Source organism: Mesorhizobium sp. M1A.F.Ca.ET.072.01.1.1, from assembly GCF_004023325.1.
GTDB lineage: Bacteria > Pseudomonadota > Alphaproteobacteria > Rhizobiales > Rhizobiaceae > Mesorhizobium.
Map to the genome: position 1 here is coordinate 1 of NZ_RZSF01000103.1, position 19274 is coordinate 19274.

Sequence of the window (19274 nt, forward strand, 5' to 3'; positions counted from 1 at the left end):
GGTCAATGCAGGGGCTCTGACCGACCGGGCCTCCTTCGTCGATGCCGGCCTCGACGACTGGACATCATTGTTCGCCGTCAATGCGCGTGCGCCGTTCTTCCTGATGCAGGCGGCGATCGCCGACATGAAAAAGCGCGGACAAGGCGGCGCCGTCGTCAACATCCTGTCGATCAATGCGCATTGCGGCGCGCCGGACCTCGCCGTCTATTCCGCCAGCAAGGGCGCGCTGGCGACGCTGACCAAGAATGCCGCCAACGCGCACCGCTTCGATCGCATCCGCGTCAACGGCATCAATGTCGGCTGGACCGACACGCCCGCCGAACGCGTGATGCAGGCCGAAACGCTCGGCCATGGCCCGGGCTGGCTAGACGCGGCCAATGCCGCGCAGCCCTTCGGCCGGCTACTCTCCGTTACCGACGTAGCGAACCTCGCCGTCTTCCTGCTTTCCGACGCGGCCGGGCCGATGACCGGCGCGCTGATCGACCAGGAGCAATGGGTGATCGGAGCGAACCGGTGAGCATCTCACCCTCCGCCAATCTCGGCCCCGCCCTGCTCGGCGTTGTGCCGCCTGAAGTCCGCAGACCGGCTTACGCTCGCTCGGCGCTGCAGCCGGGCATTGCCCATATCGGCGTCGGCGCCTTTCACCGCTGCCACCAGGCTGAATACACCGATGACCTCCTGGCGGACGATTTCGACCGCTGGGGACTGGTCGGCATCAACATCCGGCCTCCCGTGCTCGCCGCGACGCTCGGCCGGCAGGACGGCCTCTATACGCGGCTCATCCGTCAGAACAACGAGGTCGAGGCCCGCGTCATCGGCAGCATCGTCCGCGTGGTCGACAGCCAGCACAGCGCCGCGCCCGCACTCGAGGTGCTCGCCTCGCCCGATATCGAGATGGTCACGATGACGGTGACCGAAAAGGGCTATTGCCACATCCCGTCGAGCGGCGCGCTCGACCTAGACCATCCCGACATTGTCCACGACCTCGCCAACCCTGAGGCCCCGCGCAGCGTGCCCGGCATCCTGGCACGAGCGCTTGAGCTGCGCATGGGCTCGCATGGCCGCCCGGTGACGCTGCTTTCCTGCGACAACATCCCGGCCAACGGCACTATCCTCGGCAATGTCGTGCAGACATTCGCCGAGCGGCGCGGCAACGGCTTGGCGGACTGGATCGCCGCCAATGTGGCCTTCCCCTCGGCCATGGTCGACCGCATCGCGCCGGCAACGACCGAGGCCGATATCGAGACGGTCGAGCAGCGCTTCGGCTATCGCGACAGCGCCGTCGTCGTCGGCGAGCGCTTTCGGCAATGGGTGATCGAGAACCGCTTCGCCGGCCGCGTGCCGCGCTGGGACCGCATCGGCGCCGCTTTCGTAGACGACGTCACGCCGTTCGAGCATCTCAAGATGCGGGTGCTGAACGGCGCCCAGACGACGCTGAGCTATCTTGGCGTTTTGGGCGGCTTCGAGCACACATCGGATGCCATGGCCGACCCGTTGCTTGCCACCTTCGTCCGCCGCATGCTGACGGAAGAGACGCTGCCGACGCTGATGCCCGTGCCCGGCATCTCGCCGTCGGCCTATGTCGAGCAAAGCCTTTCGCGCCTCGCCAACACGGCGATCCGCCACCGCAATCACCAGATTGCTACCGACGGCTCGCAGAAGATCGTCCAGCGCCTGCTCAACCCGGTCAGTGATCGCCTGGCTAAGGGCCAAAGCATCGCGCTGCTGTCGGTTCCGGTCGCGGGCTGGATGGCCTATCTGATCAAGGCATCGTCGCGCTTCGGCCGCGCCTGGCAGGTGTCCGATCCTTTTGCCGAAAAGATTGCGGCCATCGCCGACCGCGTTGGTTCGGACAGCAAATCTCTTGCCAATGCAATCCTTGCCGTCGAAGCCATCTTCCATCCGTCACTTGCCGCCAGCGACATGTTCCATGCAAATGTCGTCACCAGCCTCGATGGTTTGCTGTCAGATGATCCGATGGCCTTTGTCAGACATGTGTGCGCTGACCCAACAGATGCACGGTTGAAGCGACCAGCACGATCTGCATAGTACGAAGCGGGAGGCATCATGAAGCTTGGACTGCTCACGGCACCATTTCCGGATACTGCCCTCGGCGATGTCGCCGACTGGGCGAACTCGGCCGGCTTCGAAGCGCTCGAGATCGCCTGCTGGCCGAAGACTTCGGGCGCCAGCCGTCGCTATGCCGGCACCAGCCATATCGACGCCGCCGGCACCTCCCCCGCGCAAGCCAAGGACATTGCCGCCGAGCTCGCCGGCAAGGGCCTGACGATCTCCGGTCTCGGTTTCTATCCCAATCCGTTGCATCCCGATCAGGCGCATCGCGATGCGGTGATCGATCACCTGAAGAAGGTGATCGTGCTGGCAAGCCGAATGGGTGTCTCGCTCGTCAACACCTTCTGCGGCGGCGACGCCTCGAAGACTGTCGACGACAACTGGCAGGCCGCGCAGAAAATCTGGCCCGCGATCATCGCCCACGCGCGCGAGCACGGCGTCAAGCTCGCCTTCGAGAACTGCCCGATGATCTTCAGCTATGACGAATGGCCGGGCGGACACAACATCGCCTATTCGCCCTATGTCTGGCGCCGGATTCTCGAGGCCTGGGGCGGCGACGTCGGCATGAATTTCGACCCCTCGCATCTCGTCTGGCAGATGATCGACAAGGAACGCTTCATCCGCGAGTTCGGCCCGCACATGCTGCATGTGCATGCCAAGGACCTGATGATCGATCATGATGGTTTGTATGAGCGCGGGATCCTTTCCGCAGGCATAGGCTGGCAGGTGCCACGCATGCCGGGGCTTGGCGACATCGACTGGAGCAGCATCTTTTCGGGCCTTTACCGGGCCGGATATGACGGGCCGGTGGTCATCGAGCATGAGGACCGCCGGTTCGAGGGAAGCGACGAGAAGGTCAAGCGCGGTTTTCTGCTGGCTCGCGACGTGCTGCGCCCCTTCGTCAAATGAGGGGACAAACGGCTAGGCTTCGATCGCTTCGGAGCCCAGGAACTGAAATCAATGTGGAGGAGTACTGAAATGAAGAAATACCTGACCATGGCCCCGCTGCTTGCCTGCGCTGCCTTGCTTGCCTCGGTGGGCGTGTCGTCCGCCGAAGGCAAATACACGATCGGCATCTCCAACACCGTGCAGGGCAATGGCTGGCGTGAGGAAATGATCTGCGCCATGAAGGCCCAGGCGCTCGCCTCCGGCGAAGTGGCGAAGCTCAACATCGCCCACCGCAACACCGACGCCGCCGGCCAGCTCGAGGACATCCGCAATCTGATCAGCGCCAAGGTAAACGCCATCGTCGTCAACCCGGCCGATCCGGCCGGCATCAAGGCCGGTCTGGAGGAAGCCACCAAGGCCGGTATCGTCGTCGTCGCTGTCGACCAGGCGGTGACCGAGCCGTCCGCATACATCATCTCCAACAACCAGGAACAGTATGCCTATCTCGGCGCCAAGTGGCTGTTCCAGCAGATGGGCGGCAAGGGCGAGGTGCTGTACATGCGCGGCGCCGCCGGTGCTTCCGCCGACAGCGACCGCGACAAGGGCTTCAAGAAGGCGCTGGCCGAATTCCCCGACGTGAAGGTCGCGCAGGAAGTCTTCACCGGCTGGCAGCAGGACCAGGCCAAGCAGCAGATCCTGTCCTTCCTCGCCACCGGAACGCCGATCAACGGCATTTGGACCTCCGGCATCGACAACGTCATCGTCGACGCTCTGGTCGAGCAGCAGGCGCCGATGGTGCCGGTTGTCGGCGCCGACAATGCCGGCTTCGTCGGTCAGTTGAACACGGTCAAGGGTCTGGTCGGCGCTGCCGTCACCAATCCCGGCTCGATCGGCGGCGCCGGCGTCACGCTCGCACTGCAGATCCTCGACGGCAAGAAGCCGGCGCAGCAAACCGTTCTGGTCGAGCCGCAGCTCTGGGAAAATGTTACAGAGGAAGGCAAGGCCAAGCTGAAGGCGGCCGCCGACCCGTCGCTCAGCCCCGAATGGCCGGTCTCGATCTCTATCCCGGACTGGACCACCTACACCAAGGAGCAGATCGTCGCCTGCAAGGGTCCGGGCGAATAGTCGCCTGAGCGACTTCAACTCCGCAGATGTCGCAAAAAGCATCCTACGGTTTTGCGATAAGGAGCTGCGGCAGATAGGGTCGCCGGGACGGCAGGTGCGAACCTGCCGTCCTCGGTGCTTGATGCGAGAACGCTGGTTTTGACGACGAACGAATTGCCGAACAATACATTGCTGGACGCCACCGGCGTGGCGAAGAATTACGGCGCGGTGTCGGCGCTGCGTGACGCATCATTATCGGTGCTGCCGGGCGAAGTGCATGCGCTGATGGGCGCCAACGGCGCCGGCAAGTCGACCCTTGTTAAGATCCTGACCGGTGCGATCCCGGCGGATGCCGGCCGCATCCTGATCCGCGGCGAAGCTCGCGATGTCCGCTCTCCGGCCGCCGCGCGTCGCGCCGGCCTGCTGCCGGTCTACCAGGAACCGGCGCTGATCCCTGACCTCGATGTGCTTTCCAATCTCAGGCTCACTGGCACGCCGGTCGAGCCGTTCCGCGCCTGGGTGCGCGAGCTCGGCATTCCGAACCTCGACATACGCGAGACCGCGCGCGACATTCCGCTGGCCGTCCTGCGTGTGCTCGACCTGGCGCGCGCGCTCGCCGCTGAGCCCGACGTTCTGCTGCTAGACGAGATGACGGCCGCACTGCCCGCCAACCTTGCCGAAAAAGTGCTGGAAGTCGTTCGCCGCCAGGGCGACAGCGGCCGCTCGGTCATCTTCATCTCGCACCGTTTCGTCGAGATCTCGGCGCTGTGCGACCGCGCCACGGTGCTGCGCGACGGCGCAACCGTCGGCGTCGTCGACATCGAGCCCGGCGTCGAGGAAAGGATCGTCGAGATGATGCTTGGCGCCCGTATCGAGAAGACCAGCGTCGCCGCGGCGCGCACGGCAAGCGAAGCGCCGGTCGTGAAGGACAGCCACCCTCGGCTTTCGGTCCGCAACCTGCAGCTCGGCACGAAGCTGCATGACGTCTCTTTCGATCTCGCCAATGGCGAGGTGGCCGGCGTCGTCGCGCTCGAGGGCCAGGGCCAGGACGAGCTCTTCGCCGCCCTTGCCGGCTCGATCCGCCCGGCTGGCGGCACGATCGCCGTCGATGGCGCGCCGGTGAAGTTCTTCCATCCGAGCGATGCCATCCAGGCCGGCCTCGCCTACGTGCCGGGTGACCGCACAGAGGCTTTAGCCATGCAGCGTTCGGTGCGCGAGAACATCGCGCTGCCTTTCAGCGCTGCGCTGCGCAAATGGGGACCGATCAAGGTGCGCCGCGAGCATATGGTGGTTTCAAGCGCCATCGCCCGGCTGCAGATCGACACCCGCGCGCAGGGCGAGGTCCAGCGCCTTTCCGGCGGCAACCAGCAGAAGGTGACGATTGCCCGCTGGATCGCGGCAGATGCCCGCACCATCCTCTGCTTCGACCCGACGCGCGGCATCGATGTCGGCACCAAGCAGGAAATCTACAAATTGCTGCGCGAGCTCGCCGGCCTCGGCAAATCGGTCCTCTTCTACACATCCGAGCTGGAGGAAGTGCAGCGTGTCTGCGACCGCGTCATCGTCATCTTCGGCGGTCGTGTCGTCGACACCTTCCCGGTCGAGCTCGCCGACGAGCCGGCTCTGATGCGGGCCGCCTACGGCCTGCCGCGCGGCGCCAGGGCGGATGTCGGCATCCTTGCCGATGTCAGGCCAACGTCCGAGGCGGAGACCGCGCCATGATGCGCTTCCTGCGCCGCCAGGGCTGGGTCGCCGGCCTGCTCGCCCTGCTCGTATTCCTGTTCGTCGTCACCAAGCTGATCCAGCCGGGCTACGGCAGCGGCGACTTCGGCTCGCTGGCACGGGCGGTTCTGCCCTACGCCTTCGCCGTCGCGGCGCAGACTGTGGTGGTCATCGCCGGCGGCATCGACTTGTCAGTGGCCGCCATGATGGCGCTGACCAGCGTCACCGCCGCCTCGATGATGAACGGCGCCAGCGAGGAGTATGCGTACTTCGTCGTGCCCTTCGTGCTGGCCATGGGCCTTGTGCTCGGCGCGCTAAACGGCCTCCTAATCGTCGTGACCCGAGTGCCGGATATCGTGGTTACTTTGGCCACGCTATTCGTCCTGCAAGGCGCGGCGCTCCTGGTGCTTGACGCGCCCGGCGGCGCAGCCGCCGAGTGGCTGAAGGCCACCGTCGTCGGCACCATGCCGATCCCCGGCCTGCCGGATTGGGCCGATGCCTGGGTCCCGAAGGCGCTGGTGCTGCTGCTTGTCTGCCTCTTCGTCATCTGGATCCCGCTCAGGCGCTCGCGGCTTGGCCTCTCCATCTACGCCATCGGCAGCAACGAGCTCGCCGCCTTCCGCAGCGGCGTGCCGGTGGCCCGCACCAGGATCGTCGCTTACGCGCTCTCCGGCCTGTTCGCAGCACTTGGCGGGCTGTCGCTCACCGTCAGCACCGGCATCGGCGCGCCGATCCCCGGTCCCTATCTGCTGGCCAGCGTCGCGGCGGTGGTGCTGGGCGGCGTCGCGCTCGGTGGCGGCAAGGGAGGGCTGCTCGGGCCGATCATCGCCGTCTTCGTGCTCAGGCTGGTGCGCACCGACCTGACGCTTCTGGCCATCGATCCCAACGTCACGGCCATCATCGAGGGCGCGATCATGGTCGCCGTGGTGATGTTCGGCGCCTTCATCACCATCCGGGGCCGCCCGGCAGGAGCAACACCATGACGAACAGCGCGACCATGCCCCAGCCGGTCTCGCTCGGCCGCCGCCTGAAGCGCTTCATGGCGGATCGGCCGCTCATTCCCCTGATCATCCTGCTCGTCATACTGGTGCTGATCCTGCAGGTTCTTCGCCCCGGGATCGTCAACGAGCGCTGGATCGCCAACACCGCCAAGTTCGCCATTCCGCTGGCAATCCTCGCGGGTTGTCAGACCATGACGATGCTCACCGGCGGCATCGACCTCTCGGTCGGCACGGTGGCGACGATGAGCGCCTTCATCATGGCGACGCAAATCGTCAACCAGGATCCGACGGTGGCTTTCATCCTCGCCATGCTGCCGGCGGTGCTGATCGGCCTCGTCAACGGCGTCGGCGTCGGCGTCTTCCGCGTCCATCCGCTGATCATGACGCTCGGCACCAGCCTGATCGGCACCGGCTTCCTGCAGGTCTACCAGCGCACCGTGATCGCCTCCGGCGCCAAGATTCCGGATTTCCTCAACTGGCTCGGCACCGGTCTCACCTACGGCTTCCCCAACGCGCTCTTCCTGTTCGTGCCGGTGGCGGTGCTGATCGTCTTCACCTTGAACCGTACAGGCTTCGGCCGCCTGCTCTACGCCGTCGGCGACAATGAGCGCGCTGCACGGCTTTCGGGCGTCCGCTACTGGCAGGTGATCACGGCGCTCTATGTCATCTCCAGCCTGCTCGCCGGCATCACCGGCCTGCTCTATATCGGCCTGATCAAGGCGCCCTCGCTGTCGCTCGCCGAGCCGCTGGTGCTACCTTCGGTGGCTGCCGCCGTCATCGGCGGCACCTCGATCTTCGGCGGCCGCGGCGGCTATATGGGAACCATTGTCGGCGCGCTGATCCTGACCGTGCTGACGACGCTGCTCACCATCCTGCATATGCCCGAAGGCGGCCGCCGCATCCTCTTCGGCTTCATCGTGCTGTTCGTGACCGCGGCCTATTTGAGGATCATCGAGGACAGGTAACAGGGGAAGCTATGCCGAGGCGTTGATTAGCTTGCCACGCGCTGCGGCATGTATGGCCACAACAAGGTCCTTTTCGTCGAACGGCTTGCCGACGAGCGCGACATCGAGGGGGCGCTCCACGATTTTCTCCGCATCCGCATAGCCGGTGATCATAACCGCGGGCCAGCCGGCACGCAGATTGCGGGCAAACCGGATCACGTCTATGCCCGAGATAAGGGGCATGGCAAAGTCGGTGACGATCACGTCGAATCGATCCGGCTCTCTCTCAATGGCGGCAAGCGCTTCGGCTCCGCCGGAGGCTCCTACGACCTCGAAGCCGGACTGCCTGAGCGACATGGCCGTCATTTCTCTCAAGGAGTGGCTGTCATCGATGAGCAGAACGGTCAGTGATCGTTCGCCAACCGCCGTGGCGCGCTCCGCGTCGGCAGCCTCGACAGCCTCTGCCCCGGCAACAGCGATAGCCTCGGTGACATCCTGCGGCTGATTGGATCGGGGCAGCCACAGTTCTATGATGGTGCCGCGGTCCACCTCGCTCTCTATCCTGAGCGTGCCGCCCGACTGCTTGGCGAAACCATAGACGGTGCTGAGACCCAGCCCCGTGCCCTTCCCGATCGGCTTGGTTGTAAAGAACGGCTCGACCACCTTGCTTATCATGTCGCCGGCAATTCCGGTCCCGGTGTCCTCGACAGCGACCACCACATAGTCGCCGGCCGGCAGTTCGTCGCCCGCGTGGCCGACGCTGCGGTTGCTCGTTCGGACGAGAACCGTGCCTCCCGAAGGCATTGCGTCTCGCGCATTGAAGATGAGGTTCATCAAGGCGAGCTCGAGCTGCGCCGCATCCACATACACGGGCCATGTGTCGTAACTCACCAGCCACTTGAAGCGCACGAGGCCTCCAAGGACCGGGGCAACCAACCCGTTCATCGTATCCCCAAGGCTCGACAAGGGTACTGCCACGGGCTTCAGGTCCTGGCGTCGCGAAAAAGCGAGCATGCGCTGGACGAGATCCCTGCCTTGCCCGGCGGAGCGGCGTGTCATGTCGAGGATCTTGGTAGCGTTGCCGTCCAGCGTCAGCTGTCGCTCGAGCAGGCTTAGGCCGGACAGGATCGCCGCGAGGAGATTGTTGAAGTCATGGGCGAGTCCGCCGGTCAGTTTGCCGATCGCATCGAGCCGCTGCGACTGCAGCAGCTGGCTCTCCAGGCGGCGTTGCTCTGTTATGTCTTGCATGGTGCCAAGCAACTCGAGCCCAGCGTCATCTTTGGAAACCACGCCCCGATCGAAGAAGATGCGATATTCATCATTGGCGCACCGCCAGCGAAATTCGCAGCCATAGGACCCCGTCTCGCATGCGGCCGAAAGCGACTTGCTTACCTCCTCGCGATCGTCGGGGTGAACCCGGCTGAGCCCGAAATCCGGATGCGACAGGAAACGGCTCGGCGGGAACCCTGTCAGCCGCTCGACGCCTTTCGAGACGTAGCTTGCGGCGAAAGGCGCCTCAGCCGAGCGGGCATGAAAACAGATCGGAAGCGAGGCAAGAATCGCCTCCTGCCTTGCTTCCGAATGGCGCAGCGCCCGCTCGGCATCGAGTTTGTCCGACTTGGCCTTCAGCGCCTGTTCGAGCAGCCGCTGCTCCCGCGCCGCGTTTCGCTCGATCTCGCGCGTCTTCTCATGAAGATCGACGAAGACCATGACCTTGGAGCGAAGCATCACCGGGTCGAACGGCTTGAACAGGTAGTCGACAGCGCCGACGTCGTAGCCGCGCAGCATATGCGCCTCTTCCTTGCTGATCGCGGTAAGGAAGATGATCGGCGTGTTTTTCGATCGTTCACGCCGGCGGATCAGCGTGGCCGTCTCGTAGCCGTCGAGGTTCGGCATGAGCACGTCGAGCAGGATGACGGCGAAATCTTCCTTGAGCAGGAAGCGCAGCGCTTCCTCACCCGACTGGGCGCAGACGACCTCGCCGACTTCGCCAAGCACCTCCGCGATGGCAAGCAGATTGCGTTCGTCGTCATCGACCGCGAGAACGCGTGCCCGCAATCCTTCGACCGGTTCGCTTCTTTCTGCCTCGATCGCGGCCATTCCTTTTACCTGCCGGAGTGCTTTCAGATGGCGGTCATCAATGCCGGCGCGAAGGGCTCAGCCCGCGCTCGCGCGCGACCGATCCAAACCCGCAGCAACGCAAGCAGCAGATCGAGATCGACCGGTTTGGCGATGTAGTCGGATGCGCCGGCGTCCAGGCATTTCTGACGGTCGCCTTTCATCGCCTTGGCGGTAACCGCGATCAATGGGATGTGGGCTATCGCCGGCATTGCCCGAATCCGACGCATGGTCTCGTAGCCGTCCATTTCCGGCATCATGATGTCGATCAAGGCGACATCGACGTCGGGTGTTTCTTCGAGCAACGCGATGCCGTCCCGGCCCCGTTCGGCATGCTGCACATCAATGTCGTAAGTCTCCAGCACGCTGGTCAACGAGTAGATGTTGCGAATGTCGTCGTCGACGATCAGAACCTTGGCGCCGGCGAGATCGGCATTGTCGACCTGCTCGGTGGCCAAGATCTGTTCGCTCTGCGTGTCGCTTGGCAGTGCCGCCGAGATCAGGAGCCCGAGCTGGCCGAAGTTATCGGCACGTGGGACATCGCCCAGTGCCGGATGCAGCGCGACCTGCTGCAGAAACGCGTCCGGGTGCGGCGTGAAGAACAGCAGGCGCGGTAGAGCGTCGCTGAATTGAGACACGATTTCGTCGAGCATCTGGGCGTTGTCCTTGGCCGAACGCCCAAACCCGAAAACAATCGCGTCATAAGCGGCGGCGCCCGGCTCGTCCACGTTGGCGGCGACACGACCGACCGCGGTGACCGAGGTGATGCCATCTCGAATGGCTTCCACCAGGGCCAGGCGGCGCTCGGGGTCAGGATCGGCGATCAGCACGTTGCGCTGCACCCTCAGGTTCCGCGAATGGATTTCCTCGAAAACGCGGGCGAGCTCGCCGGCCGAAACCGGCTTGCTCGAAACGCTTGCAGCGCCCCTGCGCGTCAGCACTTCGAGATCTTCGGCGCCGGAGATGACATGGATCGGAATGCTCCTGGTCTTCTGGTCATGCCGCAGAAGGTCGAAAAGCACCCAGCCGTCGATGTCTGAAAGGCCGAGATCGAGCGTAATGGCATCGGGCATCAGCTTGCGGGTCAGCGCAAGCGTGCCGGAGCCGGCGGTTGAAAGCACCCCCTTCAGTCCGGCGGATCGAGCAAGACCGAGCAGCAGCCCTCCGAAAGTCGGGTCGTCCTCGACAATAAGCACCACCCTGTCCGAGGGATTGATCGAGTCACGATCGTCCGCAAGTTCTGGGGTAACCGAGGTGTCTGCTGGCTGGACGCCCGCCGCGATGACTTCGGCAGGCGAAAGCTCGATCGGCGCCGCCAGGCTGCTGCTGCGCGGGCCGTCGAAGGGGATGACCAGGGTGAAGGTCGATCCCTTGCCTGGCTCGCTTTCGACGCGCAGCTCACCGCCGAGCAGCCGGGCGATTTCCCGGCTTATGGAAAGGCCGAGGCCAGTGCCGCCATATTTGCGGCTGGTCGTGCCGTCGGCCTGCTGAAACGCCTCGAAGATGAGCTTTTGCTTGTCTTCCGGAATGCCGATCCCGGTATCGGTAACGGCGATCGCCAGTGCCCGGGGCGGCGCCGCACCGTTTTTGCGGCCGGTTCTCTCGGCATGGATGTTCAGCATCACCTCGCCGTTGGACGTGAATTTGAAGGCATTGGACAGCAGATTGAGCACGATCTGCTGCAGCCGCTTTTCGTCCGTGCGGATCGTGTCAGGCAGGGCTTGCTCAATCTTGATGGTGAAGCCGAGCCCCTTGTCAGCCGCAAGCTGTCTGAAAGTCCGCTCCATATGCTGGCGCAGGTGTGCGAGCGGCATGTCGTTGATTTCGATCGACACCGTGCCGGACTCGATCTTGGAAAGATCCAGTATGTCGTTGATGAGGCTGAGCAGGTCGGTACCTGCCGAGTTGATAGTACGCGCGAAATCGATCTGCTTGTCGTTCAGATTCCCCTGCTGGTTGGTCGCAAGCAGATTGGACAGGATCAACAGCGAATTCAGCGGCGTCCTCAGCTCATGACTCATGTTCGCCAGGAATTCGGATTTGTATTTGGAAGTCAGCGCCAGTTGCTCGGCCTTCTCCTCCAGAGCCCGCCTGGCCATCTCGATCTCGAGGTTCTTGTTTTCCACCTGCTTCTTTTCATTCTCGAGCAGTTGCGCCTTTTCCTGCAGCTCCTCATTGGTGGCGTGAAGCTCTTCCTGCTTCTTGGTGAGCTCGGTCTGACGCGACTGCAGTTCGGACGTCAAAAGCTGCGATTGCTTGAGAAGCCCTTCCGTGCGCATGGTCGCGGCGATCGTGTTGAGCACGATGCCGACCGATTCCATGAGCTGCTCCAGGAAAAGGCGGTGCGTATCGCTGAACCGGCTGAACGAAGCGAGTTCGATAACCGCCTTGACCTCGTCCTCGAACAATGCCGGCAGGACGATGGCGCTCGCCGGCGGGGCCTCGCCCAGGCCGGAGGTGATGCGCAGGAAGCTCGATGGGACGTCATCGAGCATGATTGCCCGTTTGTCGGCGGCGCACTGCCCGATCAGGCCTTCGCGGAAGTCGACCCGTTGGCGGACGGTGGCCTTGCCTTCGGCGGCGTAGGACGCGGCCAGTTCCAGATAGGATTCTTCCTCGTCGCGATTGGTGACGTAGAACAGGCCATATTGCGCGTTCACCAGCGGCGCGAGCTCGGAAATGATCATCCGCGAAACCGTGGCAAGGTCCCGCTCGCCCTGCAGCATGCGCGAGAAACGGGCGAGATTGGTCTTCAGCCAATCCTGCTCGGCATTCTTCAAGGTCTGGTCCTTGAGGTTGCGGATCATCTCGTTGATGTTGTCCTTCAGCGCCGCGACCTCGCCGGAGGCCTGCACGCTGATCGAGCGGGTGAGGTCGCCCTTGGTCACGGCGGTCGACACTTCGGCGATGGCCCGGACCTGGGTCGTCAGGTTCGCCGCCAGCTGATTGACGTTGTCGGTCAGGTCGCGCCACAGGCCGGCGGCGCCCGGCACCCTGGCCTGGCCGCCGAGCTTGCCCTCGATGCCGACCTCGCGAGCCACGTTGGTCACCTGATCCGCGAAGGTCGCCAGCGTCTCGATCATGCCGTTGATCGTGTCCGCCAGCGAAGCGATCTCACCCTTGGCATCGACCGCAAGCTTGCGCTTCAGATTGCCCTGGGCAACGGCGGTGACGACGTCTGCAATGCCGCGCACCTGGTTGGTCAGATTGGTCGCCATCAGATTGACGTTGTCGGTCAAGTCCTTCCAGGTGCCGGCCACACCCTCCACCCGAGCCTGACCGCCGAGCTTGCCTTCGGTGCCGACCTCGCGAGCCACGCGCGTCACCTCGCCGGCGAACGAGTTGAGCTGGTCGACCATGGTGTTGATGGTCGACTTCAGCTCCAGGATCTCGCCTTTGACGTCGACGGTGATCTTCTTGGACAGGTCGCCTCGCGCCACCGCTGTGGTAACTTCGGCGATGTTGCGAACCTGACCGGTGAGGTTCTCGGCCATCGAGTTGACGTTGTCGGTCAGGTCCTTCCAGGTGCCGGCAACGCCGCGCACCTGTGCCTGACCGCCGAGCTTGCCTTCGGTGCCGACCTCGCGAGCCACGCGCGTCACTTCCGAGGCAAAGGAGTTCAATTGGTCCACCATCGTGTTGATGGTGTCCTTGAGCTCCAGGATTTCACCGCGCACATCGACCGTGATCTTTTTCGACAGATCGCCGAGTGCGACGGCGGTCGTCACCTCCGCAATGTTGCGCACTTGGCCCGTGAGATTGGCGGCCATGGCGTTGACGTTGTCGGTGAGGTCCTTCCAGGTGCCGGCAACGCCGCGTACCTGCGCCTGTCCGCCGAGCTTGCCGTCGGAACCCACTTCGCGGGCGACGCGCGTCACCTCCGAGGCGAAGGAGTTCAACTGGTCCACCATCGTATTGATGACGTCCTTGATCTGCAGGATTTCGCCCAAGGCGTCGACGGTGATCTTCTGGGTCAGGTCGCCGGTGGCGATTGCGGTCGCGACCTTGGAGACGTCGCGCAATTGCACGGTCAAATTGCCGGCCATCGCGTTGACATTGTCGGTCAGATCCTTCCAGGTGCCGCCGACGCCCTCGACATGCGCCTGACCTCCCAATTTGCCTTCCGAGCCCACTTCGCGCGCCACGCGGGTGACCTCCGACGCGAAGGAATTGAGCTGGTCCACCATGGTGTTGACGGTGTTCTTCAGTTCGAGGATTTCGCCCTTCACATCGACGGTGATCTTTTTCGAAAGGTCGCCCCTGGCAACGGCCGTGGTAACATCGGCGATATTGCGCACCTGCCCGGTCAGATTGGCGGCCATCAGGTTGACGTTGTCCGTCAGGTCCTTCCATGTGCCGCCGACTCCGCGGACTTCAGCTTGGCCGCCCAGCTTTCCCTCGGTGCCGACCTCGCGTGCCACGCGGGTGACTTCCGAGGCGAAGGAGTTCAGCTGGTCCACCATCGTGTTGATGGTGTTCTTCAGCTCCAGGATCTCGCCCTTCACATCGACGGTGATCTTCTTCGAGAGGTCACCCAGTGCCACCGCGGTAGTCACTTCGGCGATGTTGCGCACCTGACCGGTAAGATTCGCCGCCATGGAATTGACGTTGTCGGTCAGGTCCTTCCAGGTGCCGGCGACACCGCGCACCTGTGCTTGGCCGCCGAGCTTGCCTTCCGTGCCGACCTCGCGCGCCACGCGCGTCACCTCGCCGGCAAATGAGTTGAGCTGATCGACCATGGTGTTGATGGTCGATTTCAGTTCCAGAATTTCGCCTTTCACGTCGACGGTAATCTTCTTGGAGAGGTCGCCCAAAGCCACCGCCGTCGTCACATCGGCGATGTTGCGGACTTGGCCGGTCAGGTTGGCGGCCATCAGGTTGACGCTGTCGGTGAGGTCTTTCCAAGTACCGCCAACGCCCTCGACACGGGCTTGGCCTCCGAGTTTGCCCTCGGTGCCGACCTCACGCGCGACGCGGGTCACCTCCGAGGCGAAGGAGTTGAGCTGGTCCACCATCGTGTTGATGGTGTTCTTCAGTTCGAGGATCTCACCCTTCACGTCGACGGTGATCTTCTTCGACAAGTCGCCAGACGCGACAGCCGTGGTCACCTCCGCAATGTTGCGCACCTGGCTGGTCAGATTGGTCGCCATCGCGTTGACATTGTCGGTCAGGTCCTTCCACGTGCCCGCCGCCCCCCTGACGCGTGCCTGACCGCCCAGCTTGCCTTCGGTGCCGACCTCGCGCGCCACACGCGTCACCTCCGACGTGAAGGAGGCGAGCTGCTCAACCATGGTGTTGACTATTTTACCGATGCGCAGGAATTCGCCACGAAGCGGCCTGCCGTCAATTTCCACCATCATGGATTGGGACAGATCGCCCTTGGCGACCGCGCCGATGACGCGGGCAACTTCCGCGGTGGGCTGCACCATGTCCTCGATCAGGTCGTTGACCGAACGGACGCTCGATTCCCAGCTGCCTTTGGCGTTCCTCACATGGCCGCGTTCGCCGATGCGGCCGTCCTTGCCGACGACCCTGCTCAGCCGCGCAAATTCTCGCGCCATCTGGTCGTTCAACTCGACGATCTGATTGAATGTGTCGGCGATCTCGCCGTTCAACCCTTCATAAGAATTCTCGATGCGGACGGAGAAGTCACCGTTTCGAAAGGCTTTGAGGGCGTTGAGTATCTGACGGGAATCGAATTGTTCCTTTGACGAACGAGAAACGCCCACACTCCCCTCCGCGCCTGCCCCGACAGCTATATTAAGCCGAGGGCCAGAACGCATCGCGGCCTGTTTGGTTCCGTGCCTGTTTGAACAGGTGGTTAATCAGATGTGGCGAAGCTTGCCGTAGAGACGCTCAGGCCGGATTCTTATGCAGCCGAACTGCCCGGCTCTTCTTCTCCGCCATTCGGATCGCCCGGGGCCGTTGCCCAGGCGAGCTCGACCAGCGTCACCGTGCGGCGGCCAGCACCGTCGATCTGGCAGACGATCAGCCCCTGCTCCTCGATGTAATCGAGCAGGCGCCGGGCGCGACGCAGCGAATGCGAGCCATAAGCGCGGGCGATCGCCGCGTCGCTCGGGCAGGGCCAGCCTTCCTTCGCCGCCCTCGCGATCATCATGAACACGCCCTGCATGTCCTCCGGCAGAAGCGATGCGCGCACGGAGACGTCGCGCCACGCGTCGTCCTCGGCGATGTCCGAGCCGACGCCGGCGCGGGCGCGCGTCAGCATGCGTCGGAATTCCGAAAGGTCGGGCACCACCGAAGCGAGTCCTTCGATTCGGCAGCGGACCACGAACTCCTGATAGAGCACGCCGATGACTCGGAATCCGGCATCGGGCTCAGCCAGGATAGCGCGCAGGATACGGTCCATCCGCCCGCGCCGCTCGGCGAGGTCCTCGGCGCTCGGCTGCGGCTCGGCCGGCTCGGGGCGGATGTCGAGCGGCGCAGCCTTGGCCGCCATCAACTGATCGAGCAGGTCGGGCGAAGGCCGGCGCTGCGGCCGGACCGTCTCCGGCGGCGGTGCCGCGAGGATGATGGCGCGCGCATCTTCAAGCGTCGCTTCGGGCAGCGGCATCAGCCGCGGCGTGCCGTTGCGCGGGCTCGTCTCGGTCGATCCGATCCGCACGCTGAGCGGGCGGCGCGACAGCGCCGGACCGAGCGCCATGAAATGCCCGCGCTCGAGATCGCGGAAGGCTTCCGCCTGCCGCCGCTCCATGCCGAGCAGGTCGGCGGCGCGCGCCATGTCGATGTCCAGAAAGGTGCGGCCCATCAGGAAGTTGGAGGCCTCCGCCGCGACGTTCTTGGCGAGCTTCGCCAGCCGCTGCGTGGCGATGATGCCGGCGAGCCCGCGCTTGCGGCCGCGGCACATCAGATTGGTCATGGCGCCGAGCGAAAGCTTGCGCGCCTCATCCGAGACCTCGCCTGCAGCAGCAGGCGCGAAGAGCTGCGCCTCGTCCACCACCACCAACATCGGATACCAATGGTCGCGCGCGACCTCGAACAACCCGCCAAGGAAGGCTGCGGCGCGCCGCATTTGGTTCTCGGCATCGAGCCCTTCGAGGTTTAGCACTGTCGAGACGCGGTGGATGCGCGCTCGCTCGCCGGCCGCCTGCAGGCCGCGCTCGGTATGATCCTCGGCGTCGATCACCAGATGGCCGTAGCGCTCACCGAGCGAGACGAAGTCGCCTTCGGGATCGATGATGGTCTGCTGCACCCAGGGCGCGCTCTGCTCCAGCAGCCGGCGCAGCAGATGCGACTTGCCCGAGCCCGAATTGCCCTGCACCAGCAGGCGGGTCGCCAGCAGCTCTTCAAGGTCGAGGGCCGCCGGCGCGCCTGCCGACGTCTGCCCCATCTCGATCGCAACCGTCATATTCTCGACTCGGATAGTCTCCCTGCGCGGGAGGGACTTAGCAACCGACGCGCGGTGCGTCGAGCACGGGGCCAAGGGCTCGGCGCGATGTTCCACACTTAACGGCAGGCCATCGCCAGCTGAACTGGTCCGACCACCATTTCGCTGGCGCAATCTCCTGATCGGCGTATCATCCCTTGAGGGAGGGGTTCATGGCAGGAGGAGGCTTATGAACGTCGCTGCGGAGGTGCCCGTCGTAGACCTGACGGTGCAAGACATTGTTTCGTCTGCTCTTTCGAAATTTCGCGCCGGCGACACCGTTTCGACCCGGGCAATGCTCGATGCCATCCGCCAATCGGACCCCGCCTGCGGGGACAGCGACGACCATCTGGTCGAACTGATCGTCATGGCCGCTGTTGGTAAGACCATGGGCGTCGTCTTCGATCACCGCTCGCCCGATGAGCGGTTGCCGCGCCTGTCCTAACCTCGTTACTCTGAAAAGGATTCAGGCGAGGCGCTGCAAATCCTTGTTTGGCGGATGTCGGTGTCCCAAAACGCGCACACATCCGGGCGACATGCATTAGCTTCCGAGCGGATGCGGCATATAACCGACAAAGCCGGCGATCTTCCAGCGCCCGCCGACCTTGCGGCAGAAATAGAGCGTTTGCCATTTGAGCCGATCGACGCTGCCGTCGGCCTTGGCGATCGAGCCGTCGAACTTCTTGTGCAGCACAGCACGATCGCCGTCGACGTCGATGTCGCGCAGGTTGGTGACGCGGAAAATCGCCTCGCGCAGCGGCTCGGCGAATTCCGTCGCGGCTGTCTCCTTGGCCTGCCGCAGCCATTCGTCGCGATAGACTTCCAGCCTGGGAAACTGCAGCCGCCAGGCGTCGGCATTGGGCAGGAAATGCGCATGCATGCCGAAGAAGCTTTCGGCAATGAAGTCGTCCTCGACCAACGACCAGTCCTGGCCGAGGAAGGCGTCGATGTCGCGCCGCACCAGCATTTCCCACAACGCATGGCGATCGGCATCGCCTTCCGGAAACGGATTCTTGTCAAAGGTCATGTTGGTTCTTCCCCTTGCGTTCGATCAGCAACCCACCGGTCGCATCGCCGGTTCGGGGTGCAGGATGCTCACGATTTGTAATAAAGCAACATGAATTTCGGAAAAATGTTGCTTTCCGACATTGCCTCTTGGAGGATCACCTCTACAAGCGTAGACGGCTGCAAGAACGGTCCTTACGCTCGACAACAGGAGATTCATTTGCCCAAGCAGTGCTTTGGAAAATCGCATGTCCCGCTCTCGCCTGCCGTCCGCGCCGGCGATTTCGTCTATGTCTCCGGCCAGGTGCCGGTGGGCAGCGACGGCCTTGTAGTCAAGGGCGGCATAACTGACCAAGCCGAGCAGGTGCTGCAAAACGTCAAGGCTGCGCTGGCGCTGGCCGGATGCACCATGGACGACGTGGTGAAGACCACCGTCTGGCTCGAGGACGCCCGCGATTTCGGCGCGTTCAATACAGTCTATGCCAGGCACTTCCCGAACGACCCGCCGGCGCGCACCACCGTCGAGTCGCGCCTGATGATCGACATCAAGATCGAGATCGAGGCCGTCGCCTACCGGCCGGTCTGATCGGGGCCAGGACAACAACGGAGGCGCGGAATGCAGTTCGACCTGTTGATCAAGGGCGGCCGTGTGATCGACCCGGCTTCCGGTTTGGATGCGCCGCGCGACATCGCCGTCGCCGATGGTCGAATCGCCGCGATCGAAGCGGCCATCGATAGCGAGACCGCCGGTGAGGTGGTCGACGCCGGGGGCTGCATCGTCACTCCCGGCCTCGTCGATCTGCACAGCCACGTCTACTGGGGCGGCACCTCGCTCGGCGTCGACGCTGACCGTCTCGCCGCCAAGAGCGGCACCACCACCTTCATCGATGCCGGCAGCGCCGGCGCCGGCAATTTCCTGGGGTTTCGCCGCCATGTCATTGAGCGTTCGAAGGTCCGCATCCTTGCCTACGTCAACATCTCGTTTGCCGGCATATTCGGCTTCGCCGAGACGGTATCCGTCGGCGAATGCCT

At 63.9% G+C, this 19274-nt stretch carries 14 protein-coding genes; 10 read left to right on the forward strand and 4 right to left on the reverse strand.

What is annotated here, in order from left to right; genetic code table 11:
- The 7 genes from EOA32_RS16210 to EOA32_RS16240 form a co-directional block, all read left to right on the forward strand.
- On the forward strand, positions 1 to 517 hold a 517-nt coding region (locus tag EOA32_RS16210; RefSeq protein WP_128372293.1), incomplete at its 5' end, for an oxidoreductase.
- A complete protein-coding gene (locus tag EOA32_RS16215) occupies positions 514 to 2049 on the forward strand; it encodes a mannitol dehydrogenase family protein (RefSeq protein ID WP_245499297.1) in 1536 nt (511 codons plus the stop codon). The genes EOA32_RS16210 and EOA32_RS16215, both read left to right, overlap by 4 nt.
- An 18-nt stretch (positions 2050 to 2067) precedes the next feature.
- Positions 2068 to 2982, forward strand: a complete 915-nt coding sequence (locus EOA32_RS16220) for a sugar phosphate isomerase/epimerase (RefSeq protein WP_128372295.1) — start codon at positions 2068 to 2070, stop codon at positions 2980 to 2982.
- Between the two features lie 69 nt (positions 2983 to 3051).
- A complete protein-coding gene (locus tag EOA32_RS16225) occupies positions 3052 to 4086 on the forward strand; it encodes an ABC transporter substrate-binding protein (RefSeq protein WP_128372296.1) in 1035 nt (344 codons plus the stop codon).
- A 153-nt stretch (positions 4087 to 4239) separates the two neighbouring features.
- Positions 4240 to 5787, forward strand: a complete 1548-nt coding sequence (locus tag EOA32_RS16230) for a sugar ABC transporter ATP-binding protein (RefSeq protein ID WP_128372302.1) — start codon at positions 4240 to 4242, stop codon at positions 5785 to 5787.
- Positions 5784 to 6770: an ABC transporter permease gene (locus tag EOA32_RS16235; protein WP_128372297.1), complete on the forward strand. Its 987-nt coding sequence runs from the start codon at positions 5784 to 5786 to the stop codon at positions 6768 to 6770. The genes EOA32_RS16230 and EOA32_RS16235 overlap by 4 nt, the downstream gene beginning before the upstream one ends.
- Positions 6767 to 7753, forward strand: a complete 987-nt coding sequence (locus EOA32_RS16240; RefSeq protein WP_067003946.1) for an ABC transporter permease — start codon at positions 6767 to 6769, stop codon at positions 7751 to 7753. The genes EOA32_RS16235 and EOA32_RS16240 overlap by 4 nt, the downstream gene beginning before the upstream one ends.
- A gap of 9 nt (positions 7754 to 7762) precedes the next feature.
- On the opposite strand, the gene EOA32_RS16245 is transcribed toward EOA32_RS16240, so the two are convergent.
- The 3 genes from EOA32_RS16245 to EOA32_RS16255 all read right to left on the reverse strand — a co-directional run bounded on the left by EOA32_RS16245 (position 7763) and on the right by EOA32_RS16255 (position 17219).
- Complete coding sequence (locus tag EOA32_RS16245; RefSeq protein WP_128372298.1) at positions 7763 to 9832, reverse strand: response regulator; 2070 nt, start codon at positions 9830 to 9832, stop codon at positions 7763 to 7765.
- Between the two features lie 23 nt (positions 9833 to 9855).
- The gene (locus EOA32_RS16250; protein WP_245499298.1) at positions 9856 to 15579 is read right to left on the reverse strand and encodes a HAMP domain-containing protein; all 5724 of its coding nucleotides are present in this window, start codon (positions 15577 to 15579) and stop codon (positions 9856 to 9858) included.
- A gap of 140 nt (positions 15580 to 15719) precedes the next feature.
- Positions 15720 to 17219, reverse strand: coding sequence for an ATP-binding protein (locus tag EOA32_RS16255; RefSeq protein ID WP_128372300.1), 1500 nt, complete (start codon positions 17217 to 17219; stop codon positions 15720 to 15722).
- A 208-nt stretch (positions 17220 to 17427) separates the two neighbouring features.
- On the opposite strand from EOA32_RS16255, the gene EOA32_RS16260 reads away from it, so the two are divergent.
- The gene (locus EOA32_RS16260; RefSeq protein WP_095778770.1) at positions 17428 to 17682 is read left to right on the forward strand and encodes a hypothetical protein; all 255 of its coding nucleotides are present in this window, start codon (positions 17428 to 17430) and stop codon (positions 17680 to 17682) included.
- A 96-nt stretch (positions 17683 to 17778) separates the two neighbouring features.
- Here EOA32_RS16260 and EOA32_RS16265 read toward each other — a convergent pair whose 3' ends face one another.
- The gene (locus tag EOA32_RS16265) at positions 17779 to 18264 is read right to left on the reverse strand and encodes a hypothetical protein (protein ID WP_128372301.1); all 486 of its coding nucleotides are present in this window, start codon (positions 18262 to 18264) and stop codon (positions 17779 to 17781) included.
- A 198-nt stretch (positions 18265 to 18462) separates the two neighbouring features.
- Here EOA32_RS16265 and EOA32_RS16270 point away from each other — a divergent pair, with 198 nt between their 5' ends.
- Positions 18463 to 18828, forward strand: coding sequence for a RidA family protein (locus tag EOA32_RS16270; RefSeq protein WP_067318812.1), 366 nt, complete (start codon positions 18463 to 18465; stop codon positions 18826 to 18828).
- Between the two features lie 30 nt (positions 18829 to 18858).
- The coding region (locus tag EOA32_RS16275; RefSeq protein ID WP_145971306.1) for an amidohydrolase family protein at positions 18859 to 19274 on the forward strand (416 nt) is incomplete at its 3' end.

Coding starts and splice junctions, on each gene's coding strand:
- EOA32_RS16220 (WP_128372295.1), top strand. CDS start 2,068: ATGAAGCTTGGACTGCTCACGGCACCATTTCCGGATACTGCCCTCGGC.
- EOA32_RS16225 (WP_128372296.1), top strand. CDS start 3,052: ATGAAGAAATACCTGACCATGGCCCCGCTGCTTGCCTGCGCTGCCTTG.
- EOA32_RS16235 (WP_128372297.1), top strand. CDS start 5,784: ATGATGCGCTTCCTGCGCCGCCAGGGCTGGGTCGCCGGCCTGCTCGCC.
- EOA32_RS16240 (WP_067003946.1), top strand. CDS start 6,767: ATGACGAACAGCGCGACCATGCCCCAGCCGGTCTCGCTCGGCCGCCGC.
- EOA32_RS16245 (WP_128372298.1), bottom strand. CDS start 9,832: ATGGCCGCGATCGAGGCAGAAAGAAGCGAACCGGTCGAAGGATTGCGG.
- EOA32_RS16255 (WP_128372300.1), bottom strand. CDS start 17,219: ATGACGGTTGCGATCGAGATGGGGCAGACGTCGGCAGGCGCGCCGGCG.
- EOA32_RS16260 (WP_095778770.1), top strand. CDS start 17,428: ATGAACGTCGCTGCGGAGGTGCCCGTCGTAGACCTGACGGTGCAAGAC.
- EOA32_RS16265 (WP_128372301.1), bottom strand. CDS start 18,264: ATGACCTTTGACAAGAATCCGTTTCCGGAAGGCGATGCCGATCGCCAT.